The 9,271-nt window shown below is 40.8% G+C and carries 10 protein-coding genes; 2 read left to right on the forward strand and 8 right to left on the reverse strand.

Annotated elements, in window-relative coordinates; all coding sequences use genetic code 11:
• Nucleotides 1–279: 279 nt before the first annotated feature.
• The 8 genes from AKA01nite_RS08960 to AKA01nite_RS08995 form a co-directional block, all read right to left on the reverse strand.
• Nucleotides 280–984, reverse strand: a complete 705-nt coding sequence (locus AKA01nite_RS08960; RefSeq protein ID WP_146924986.1) for a DUF1129 domain-containing protein — start codon at nt 982–984, stop codon at nt 280–282.
• 27 nt (nt 985–1,011) lie between these two features.
• Nucleotides 1,012–2,112, reverse strand: coding sequence for a redox-regulated ATPase YchF (ychF, locus tag AKA01nite_RS08965; protein WP_146924987.1), 1,101 nt, complete (start codon nt 2,110–2,112; stop codon nt 1,012–1,014).
• Between the two features lie 33 nt (nt 2,113–2,145).
• On the reverse strand, nt 2,146–2,331 hold the full coding sequence (locus tag AKA01nite_RS08970; protein WP_146924988.1) for a DUF951 domain-containing protein: 186 nt from the start codon (nt 2,329–2,331) through the stop codon (nt 2,146–2,148).
• 17 nt (nt 2,332–2,348) lie between these two features.
• Nucleotides 2,349–3,233, reverse strand: coding sequence for a ParB/RepB/Spo0J family partition protein (locus tag AKA01nite_RS08975; protein WP_146924989.1), 885 nt, complete (start codon nt 3,231–3,233; stop codon nt 2,349–2,351).
• Nucleotides 3,226–3,987, reverse strand: a complete 762-nt coding sequence (locus tag AKA01nite_RS08980; protein WP_146924990.1) for a ParA family protein — start codon at nt 3,985–3,987, stop codon at nt 3,226–3,228. Before AKA01nite_RS08980 ends, AKA01nite_RS08975 begins: the two co-directional genes overlap by 8 nt.
• Nucleotides 3,988–4,023: 36 nt before the next feature.
• Entirely contained in the window at nt 4,024–4,743 is a 720-nt protein-coding gene (rsmG, locus tag AKA01nite_RS08985; RefSeq protein ID WP_146924991.1) for a 16S rRNA (guanine(527)-N(7))-methyltransferase RsmG, read from the reverse strand.
• Between the two features lie 274 nt (nt 4,744–5,017).
• Nucleotides 5,018–6,193, reverse strand: coding sequence for a cation:proton antiporter (locus AKA01nite_RS08990; RefSeq protein WP_222592506.1), 1,176 nt, complete (start codon nt 6,191–6,193; stop codon nt 5,018–5,020).
• 45 nt (nt 6,194–6,238) lie between these two features.
• Entirely contained in the window at nt 6,239–6,583 is a 345-nt protein-coding gene (locus tag AKA01nite_RS08995) for a hypothetical protein (RefSeq protein WP_146924992.1), read from the reverse strand.
• A gap of 231 nt (nt 6,584–6,814) precedes the next feature.
• Here AKA01nite_RS08995 and AKA01nite_RS09000 point away from each other — a divergent pair, with 231 nt between their 5' ends.
• Together AKA01nite_RS09000 and AKA01nite_RS09005 are read left to right on the forward strand one after the other, a co-directional pair.
• Nucleotides 6,815–7,267 (forward strand): GNAT family N-acetyltransferase, encoded by a 453-nt coding sequence (locus AKA01nite_RS09000; RefSeq protein ID WP_146924993.1) that lies wholly within the window; start codon nt 6,815–6,817, stop codon nt 7,265–7,267.
• A 214-nt stretch (nt 7,268–7,481) separates the two neighbouring features.
• Nucleotides 7,482–9,113 (forward strand): ABC-F family ATP-binding cassette domain-containing protein, encoded by a 1,632-nt coding sequence (locus AKA01nite_RS09005; protein ID WP_146924994.1) that lies wholly within the window; start codon nt 7,482–7,484, stop codon nt 9,111–9,113.
• The last annotated feature ends 158 nt before the right edge of the window (nt 9,114–9,271 follow it).

Here is a 9,271-nt window from a genome sequence, read left to right on the forward strand (position 1 = left end):
TTTTTCAAAAAGATGTCGCAATATGCTTTTGGGAACACGTTTATTTCAAAATTCTTCAAAAAGGTGTTCCAATATACGTTTAAGAACACGTTTATTTTAAAATTCCTCTAAAAGGTGTTGCAATATGCGTTTGGGAACACCTTTATTTCAAAATTCCTTAAAAAGGTGTCGCAATAACCGTATTGAAGCAGGCTCTCACTTTTTATAAAAAGTATTTTTCAATTAATACATATAGAAAAAGGCCGGGAATGTTTCCCAGCCGCTTGTGTTGATTAGAGATTAAATCAGTGTTCCTTTGATGTCCAGTTTTCTCTTCAGGTACCATTTTGCCGCGAAAGCTATCACACCTATGATAAGGGTGTAGGATCCTGGAATCACTGGGTTGAGTGCGGGTGGTATAAGCGCTGTACTGAAAGCCATCAGCATGATCCAGGCAGCCATTGTCAGGGTCGTAGCCAGAATGTATTTCAAGAAACCACCTTTGACTCCCGGTTTTGGTGCGTATTTCGTGATGATCATAACAGCAAAACCGCCTAAAATAAAGTTAAGAAGCAATGTGGTCACACCTAATCCGGCTTCTGTGTTGCCTGTATAGTAAGAAATTCCTGTGATCAGAGAGAACATCCCTCCAAGAAGCAGCGCCCCATCCAGCCACAGTTTCCAGGTGGCTGAACGTTCTACCGGTTCTTTTACCTCGCCTTGTTTTCCCTGGATCAGATAATTGGCCTGATCCGTAACTGTCCCGTAAATGTTTCTGGCTGTATTATGATTAGCCTGTTCGGACAGAATGTTTTTCAGCATGTCGCTGAAGATAATTGTTTTACGTTCTTCGGATACATTCGCTTCGTCTAATCTGCGATTCAATTTGATCATGTATTCCTGATTCTTATTTGTCAGCTGATCAAATAGCTCTGCGTTCTCTTTCTCTTTCGCAGCATAATCGATTTGGCTCTCTTGCTCGTTAGCCTTGTTTTTTCTAGCCATAGTCCATTAATCTCCTTTATCTACAAATTAAACATTGAAACGGAACAAGATGACGTCGCCATCTTGTACGACATATTCTTTTCCTTCTGCTCTCAGTTTTCCAGCTTCGCGCGCAGCTTTTTCACTTCCTAAACGATCATAATCTTCATAAGAGATCGTTTCAGCACGAATAAACCCTCGCTCAAAGTCACTATGGATCACACCGGCAGTTTGCGGTGCTTTCATTCCTTTTTTAAAGGTCCAGGCTCTGACTTCTTTCTCACCTGCTGTAAAGAAAGTCGCAAGACCCAGTAAATCGTATGATTTTCGGATCAATTTATCTAAACCTGGTTCACTTACACCAAGATCTTCTAAAAACATTTCTTTTTCTTCATCATCCAGTTCAGCGATTTCTTCTTCAATGGCAGCTGAAATAGCCACCACTTCAGCGCCCTCTTCGTCTGCGATCTGACGGACAGTCTGTAAGTGCTTGTTGCTGTCTGGATCAGCGATTTCTTCTTCAGCAACGTTCGCAACATAAAGAACGGGCTTACTTGTAAGTAGGAACAAAGAACGTAGGATCGGCAATTCTTCATCCGTAAAATCAAGCACGCGAACAGGTTTTCCTTCTTCTAATACAGGTTTTATCTTATCAAGCACAGCTAATAAAGCCACAGCTTCCTTGTCTTTCGTTTTTGCCTGTTTTTTCACTTTCTCGTAACGTTTATCAACGGATTCCAGATCAGCTAAAGCCAGTTCAAGGTTGATCGTTTCAATGTCTTCTGCCGGATTCACCTGGCCTGATACGTGAGTAATGTTCTCGTCTTCAAAACAACGAACGACATGGCATATCGCATCCACTTCACGGATATTGGCTAAGAATTTATTTCCTAAACCATCACCCTTACTGGCACCTTTCACGATGCCTGCGATGTCTGTGAATTCAAATGTGGTCGGTATGACTTTTTGAGGGTTTACAAGTTCTTTCAGACGATTCAAACGATCGTCCGGCACTTCCACGATTCCCACATTGGGATCGATCGTGGCAAAGGGATAGTTCGCCGCTTCGGCTCCCGCTTTTGTTATGGCGTTGAATAAAGTTGATTTTCCTACGTTGGGTAAGCCAACGATTCCTGCTGTTAAAGGCATAAATATAGTCACCTTTCACTTTCTATAATAGTATTAATCTTTCAGGACCTTTTTCATTTTCCGGTCAAATTCGCGTCTGGGCATCATGACTAAATGGCCGCATCCTGTACATTTGATACGAATATCGGCACCCATTCGAATGATTTCCCAGCGGTTCGTACCACAAGGGTGCGGTTTTTTCATTTCTACAACATCATGTAATTCATAGGATTTTTCCATAGTATTATCCTCCCTGATCAGGCATCTAAATCAATATCTAGATCTTCAAGTATACGATTCAAATCATCGGGCGATACATATTCGATTTCTATCTTACCCTGATCCCCTTTTTCGCGGATCACAACACTCGTTCCAAATTTATCGGTCAATAGCTCTTCAGATTTCCTGATATAGACTGATTTAGTTTTTGCCTGTGGTTTTGTGGCCTTGTCTTTAGGATTCTGATTGGCTAATGAAACGAGATGTTCCAGTTGTCTGACGGTCAATTTTTCTTTTACTGCTCGTTTGGCAAGTTTTTTGATTTTCGTTTTATCTTTCAAGCCGAGCAAGGTTCGCGCCTGTCCATTTGAAAGATTGCCTACCTGAACCAGCTCTTTCACTTCTTCAGGTAAAGATAACAAGCGGAGGTGATTGGCAATATACGAACGGCTTTTACCCAGTTTTTCAGCAACTTTTTCCTGCGTCATGGATAATTTATCCATCATCATATTATACGCTTCTGCTTCTTCAAGTGAGGTCAAGTCTTCCCGCTGCAGGTTTTCAAGTATGGCGACCTGCATCATGACTTCTTCATCAAGCTCTCTGATGATGGCGGGAATTGTTTCTTTTCCAGCTAATTTGGACGCTCTGAATCGTCTTTCTCCTGCAATGATTTCATATCCTTTAACGCTCGACTGGCGTAATATGATCGGCTGCAGGACACCGGAAACAGTGATCGAAGCGGCCAGTTCCTTTAAGGCGTCTTCATCAAAGTGACGTCTGGGCTGATAGGGGTTCGGACGGATCTCGGTTAAATCGATAAGCTGAACGCGTTCGTCATTGCGGTCGACTTCTTTCTCAAAATCGGGCACATCAAATAAAGCATCGATGCCGCGACCTAAACCTTTCTTCTTATTAGCCATTACCCATCACTTCCTTTGCTAATTCCTGATACACTTCTGCCCCTTTAGATCTCAGGTCATAATCTATAATGGACAAACCATAACTTGGGGCTTCGGATAATCTTATATTTCTTGGAATGATCGTCTTGTATACTTTTTCCCTGAAGTACTTCTTCACTTCATTCACCACTTCAAATCCAAGGTTCGTACGGGCATCAAGCATCGTCAAGAGAACCCCTTCGACCTTTAAATCTTTGTTGAAGTGTTTCTGCACCAAGCGTACAGTATTTAAAAGCTGGCTCAACCCTTCCAGCGCATAATATTCACACTGGACGGGTATGAGCACCGAGTCGCTTGCTGTAAAGGCATTGATTGTTAAGTGGCCAAGAGACGGTGGGCAATCGATCAGGATATAATCATAATCCTTCTCAACCGTTTCCACTGCACTTTTTAAACGGGTTTCACGCGCCATCAGACTTGTCAGTTCCACTTCAGCTCCAGCCAGTTGGATCGTTGCCGGAACGATACTTAAATTATCACGACTGGACGACAGCACAACGTCTTTGAGTGGTTCTTCATTTATCAAAACGTCGTAGATATCTCTGTCTACCTCGCCTTTTCTTATACCTAGTCCGCTTGTTGCATTGCCTTGAGCATCCATGTCTATTAAAAGGACTTTTTTCCCATTATAGGCTAAAGAGGCGCCAAGATTTACCGTAGTGGTTGTTTTCCCTACCCCACCTTTTTGATTTGCGACAGCTATGATCTGTGCCATGGTATTCCTCCAAACTTTCTTATCTGTCTACTATCTTTAAGCTAATGGACTCTTGTTGGGAGTCCCTGGTCGTCTCGGATATTTATTCGGGGTTTCTTTTTTCTTGTCTATGAGTATAATGGTTCGTTCGCCAGCATCTTCCGGCAGTTTAAATGACTGTGTTTCTCTAACTTTACCACCTAGCAGACCGATAGCTCTTGTCGCTTCAGTAAGTTCTTCAGGTGCATGAGCGGCTTTCATAGCGATAAACGTTCCCTTTTTTTTAAGAAGCGGGAGACAAAGTTCAGCTAGGACGCTCATCCTGGCAACTGCTCGCGCGGTAACAAAATCAAAGGATGCTCGGAACTGTTTATTCTGACCAAATGTTTCGGCCCGGTCATGATAGAGTGACACGCCTTTTAAGTTAAGTTCAGACACGATTTGCTCAAGAAAGGTTATGCGTTTCTTTAAAGAATCGACTATAGTGATTTCTAGTTCAGGATAGATGATTTTCAGGGGGATACTGGGAAACCCAGCACCTGAGCCTACATCGCATAGACTGTGGACCCCTTTACTAAAATCTACATAAAGTCCTGCTGTTAATGAATCGTAGAAATGTTTCAAATAAACTTCTTCGCGCTGCGTGATCGCAGTTAAGTTTATTTTTTCATTCCATTCTTGGAGCAGCTTTAAATAGCTTTCAAATTGCTGCATTTTTTCTTCTGTAATAGGGATGTTTCGCTTTTTTAGTTCCGACTGAAATTCTTCTGGAGTCATTCTATAAAATCCTTTCTGTAATCAGTCGTGAAACACATAAATGTTTCACAAATCACTCTCTCCACTTTATACCAAATAGCGAGTAAATACAATGGTTTAAAGAGATTTTTTAAACGCTCAAAGCGAACTATTTTAATTACATTTTATCATCAAGTTACTTATATTTTCATCATGAATAGTTTGTAACTTTATCAGATAATATAAAAAAATGCTTCAACATCCAAAAAGAATATTGAAACATTTTTACACCTATAACTTTATTTGTTTACAGTTGTTATTCCGTAATTTCTCCAGCTTTAGTTAAGGCCATTTTCGTAATCAAAGGACCTGCCAATTCATAGACAAGCGTGGCACTGAGAACGACGACTCGGATTTCAGCGGCATGAGTAGGGACGATAGACTCGGCAACCGCTGTAAGACCTATGGCTACCCCGGCTTGAGGAATCAGGGTGGCGCCCAGATATTTGCTTACTGTTTCAGGGGCTTTGGTTAACTTCGCCCCAATATAGACACCTGAGATTTTTCCAACGACACGAAGAACGATATAGACAATACCGATAAAGCCTACTGTCGGAACGATGGCCAAATCCAATTCAGCTCCGGCAATAACGAAAAACATGACAAATATTGGCGGCGTGATACGATCACTCAAATTGTCCATTGCAGGTGCAGCTGACGAAACGTTTGTAAGCACAGCTCCCATGATCATTGTGGTCAACAATTCTGAAATATCAAATAACGTTGATAGTCCACTTGCCATGAAAACAAAAACAATGAGGACGACTAAGCGGTTGCTGCTTGTACGGAAATATTGCAGCGGCCACTTCATTAAAAATCCTAAAATAGAGCCCACAAGCAGGGCATAAAAAATATCGATAAACGGACTCAGGATAGATAAGAATAAAGAAGCCTCGCCACTTGTTTCAATAAGCATATTGGCAATAGTGGAAGCAAAACCAAAGAGAATAAGCGCGAATGCATCATCTAAGGCGACCACGCTGAGCAAGGTTTCCGTCACAGGGCCTTTAGCCTTGAATTCCTTGATGACCATGATCGTGGCAGCGGGTGCTGTGGCAGCGGCGATAGCTCCCAGTACAATGGCAAAGGACAGTTCGACACCAATCAGTATCAAGCCTCCGGTAACGATGACAACCGCCAGCGTCGCTTCCAGTGCAGCGATCACAACTGGCTGAAACCCAACACGTTTGAAATAACTTCGCTTAAAGGACAAACCAATAGTAAAAGCAATAAATGCTAAAGCCACTTCAGAGACGATATCGAATTGTTCCAATATTTCCGGAGTCAGTCCATTAAGCAGGGATGGGCCGGCAATTAATCCGCCTATAAGGTAACCCGTAACATTAGGCATTTTAAAAACGGTGGCTAACTGGCCAAAAGCTAATCCAATAAATAGAACAATAGCAATATACAAAACGACAGATATTTCCAAATTTTCTACCTTCTTTTCTAATTTTAAATAATCATATATTCATTTTCATTCTTTGATTCCTTCTTGAAACAAGACAGGGACAGCAAACATGATACCTGTATCTGGTTTACCCATATCCGTTAGTACACTCTTAACCGTTTGACGGGCCAAGTCTAACTGGTCTTCAGGGATCACACTGTAAATTGTTTTGTTTTCAGTATGATCAGACAAAACTAACGGTTTGATCGTTGAGAAAACTTTTGCTTCATCCAACCGTGATAAATGCTGAGCCATACCCACTGAATCAATGACTGTTGCGGCCTGACCGACTTCTTCGTCAAATTTCAGCAGTAAATCGTCCAGTAACTCCGTCTGATTTAATACAATGATGAACAATACTTTATTTTTCATTTCAACACTCCTTTTCGCTTACCTATATCTAATCATACTACTAACTAGTAATATATCAAGCTGTGTAAGGGTTTTAACTACTAAAAGAACAGCAAAACATCAATTTATTGAGCTGTGACCACTTTTTTCAGTTGTACTCTTGTGATTTTTATGTATACTGTGGTTGTGGGTGATGAATCCAGTAATAAATGATTGATTTATTATTTAAATAAAGGGGTTGAAAACCTAGTTATGTGGCAGTACAAACACTTTCAAGAATTAAGCGCGCATGATTTTCATCAGATTATTAAAGAACGGACAAAAACTTTTGTTGTTGAACAAGGCTGCGCCTACCAGGAAGTAGATGATATCGATCTGAGAGCCTTGCATCTTATAAAAAAACAGAAAAATTCACTTAAAGCTTACGCACGTATTTATAAAGAGGACAATAAAATAAAAGTGGGCCGCCTGTTTGTTCCCGGTGAATATCGGAATCAGGGTCATGGCGGGGAACTGATCAAAACAGCTTTGGATTATGTGGCTTGTCATTATCCTAACAGCGAAGTAACGGTACAAGCTGAATCTTTTTTGAAAGGTTTTTATGAAAAATTTGGATTCGAGACCGTTTCTGACCTTTATTATGAGTATGATATCGGCCATTATAATATGACGTTAGTCAAAAGAGTGCCGGTTTTACAAAACTGAACAATAGAAAACAGTCGACATCCCTTAAATCAGCTGATCCTTTAGGGGGTGTTTTTAGTTGTGAGCCTTTACAATTCACCATTCTGTCACATTCCTATCGGTTGTCTTTATTAAATTCTCATAAAGACTGACATCCTTTAAAAAGTAAGTATAATAGAACTAATGGTTAAAAACAGATCAGAATCAAACAAATAGAATAGAGGTTTTATTGAATATGATTACAGTAACAGATGTGAGCTTACGTTTTTCTGATAAAAAATTATTTGAAGACGTTAATTTGAAATTCACCAACGATAATTGTTATGGCGTTATTGGAGCAAACGGTGCCGGAAAGTCAACGTTCTTGAAAATTTTATCAGGAGAAGTCTCTCCGACGACAGGAGACGTTTCAATGCCTGCCGATTCACGTATGGCCGTTTTGAAACAGAATCATTATGACTATGAAGATCAAAAAGTCGTGGACACAGTCATTATGGGGCATGAGCGTTTATATAATGTCATGCAGGAAAAAAATAATATCTATATGAAAGCTGATTTTTCTGATGAAGATGGGATACGGGTAGCTGAACTTGAAGGAGAATTCGCTGAACTGAACGGTTGGGAAGCTGAGCCGGAAGCAATGACGCTTCTCAAAGGTCTTGGCATTCCAGAAGAACTACGTGATCAGAAAATGAGCGAGTTGACAGGTGGACAGCACGTAAAAGTCCTGCTGGCACAATCTTTGTTTGGTAAGCCGGATGTTTTACTTTTAGATGAGCCGACAAACGGTCTGGATACACATTCCATTGCCTGGCTTCAAGAATTTTTGATCAACTTTGAAAATACCGTGATCGTGGTTTCTCATGACAGACACTTTTTGAACAAGGTCTGTACACATATGGTCGATGTCGATTTTGGACAAATCAAGTTGTTCGTAGGAAACTATGATTTCTGGCTTGAATCCAGTCAGCTGGCTTCAAAACTTGCCGCAGATCAGAACAGTAAAAAAGAAGAGAAAATCAAAGAACTCGAAGCTTTTATCGCACGTTTCAGCGCGAATGCTTCCAAATCAAAACAGGCGACTTCCCGTAAGAAAATGCTTGAAAAAATCACTTTGGATGATATCAAACCTTCATCCCGCCGCTATCCGTTCGTTGGCTTTTCACCTGAACGCGAAATCGGGAATGACCTTTTACGTGTCGAAAATATTTCAAAAACGATCGATGGCAAAAAAGTCCTTGGTAACATTACGTTTAACCTTTCGCGAGAAGATAAAGTTGCCTTCACCAGTATGAGCGATGTGGCAATTACAACCTTATTCAAAATCATTACCGGAGAAATGGAGCCCGACACTGGAACGTATCAGTGGGGGGTCACAACAAAACAGGCATACCTGCCTAAGGATACGTCAGGTGAATTTGAAAATAGTGATTTAACGATTCTGGATTGGTTGAGACAATACGTCGTCAATAAAGAAGAAAACGACAACACTTTCTTGAGAAGTTTCCTCGGACGTATGCTCTTTTCCGGTGAGGAAGTCATGAAAGAAGTGTCTGTCTTGTCCGGTGGAGAAAAAGTTCGCTGTATGCTTTCAAAACTGATGTTGAGTAAAGCCAACGTCCTGATTCTTGACGACCCGACAAATCACCTGGATCTTGAATCGATTACTGCTTTGAATAATGGCCTTATCGATTTCAAAGGCGCGATTCTTTTCGGTTCGCATGACCACCAGTTTATTCAAACATTGGCTAACCGTATTATAGAGATTTCTCCAAACGGTATTGTTGACCGCGCAGAGATCACTTATGATGAATTCCTTGAAAACAAAACAGCACAAGAACAAATTGCTGCTTTATACCAAAGCTAAAAGCTTCAATGATGAGTACTCGCGACAGCTGACGCGAGTATTCTTTTTTATTTTTATGAATGAAGAAAGAAGCGCGACGCTTCTTTCTACTGCATTGGTTTTGCTTTTCTCGTTCGTTACTGCTTTTTTGTATTGAGGAGCGGCATTACTCGGTTGCA

The organism is Alkalibacterium kapii (genome assembly GCF_007988865.1).
Taxonomy (GTDB): domain Bacteria; phylum Bacillota; class Bacilli; order Lactobacillales; family Carnobacteriaceae_A; genus Alkalibacterium; species Alkalibacterium kapii.

Excerpts from the sequence above, each read along its gene's own strand:
- AKA01nite_RS08960 (WP_146924986.1), bottom strand. The coding sequence starts at position 984 with ATGGCTAGAAAAAACAAGGCTAACGAGCAAGAGAGCCAAATCGATTAT.
- ychF (WP_146924987.1), bottom strand. The coding sequence starts at position 2,112 with ATGCCTTTAACAGCAGGAATCGTTGGCTTACCCAACGTAGGAAAATCA.
- AKA01nite_RS08970 (WP_146924988.1), bottom strand. The coding sequence starts at position 2,331 with ATGGAAAAATCCTATGAATTACATGATGTTGTAGAAATGAAAAAACCG.
- AKA01nite_RS08975 (WP_146924989.1), bottom strand. The coding sequence starts at position 3,233 with ATGGCTAATAAGAAGAAAGGTTTAGGTCGCGGCATCGATGCTTTATTT.
- AKA01nite_RS08980 (WP_146924990.1), bottom strand. The coding sequence starts at position 3,987 with ATGGCACAGATCATAGCTGTCGCAAATCAAAAAGGTGGGGTAGGGAAA.
- rsmG (WP_146924991.1), bottom strand. The coding sequence starts at position 4,743 with ATGACTCCAGAAGAATTTCAGTCGGAACTAAAAAAGCGAAACATCCCT.
- AKA01nite_RS08995 (WP_146924992.1), bottom strand. The coding sequence starts at position 6,583 with ATGAAAAATAAAGTATTGTTCATCATTGTATTAAATCAGACGGAGTTA.
- AKA01nite_RS09000 (WP_146924993.1), top strand. The coding sequence starts at position 6,815 with ATGTGGCAGTACAAACACTTTCAAGAATTAAGCGCGCATGATTTTCAT.
- AKA01nite_RS09005 (WP_146924994.1), top strand. The coding sequence starts at position 7,482 with ATGATTACAGTAACAGATGTGAGCTTACGTTTTTCTGATAAAAAATTA.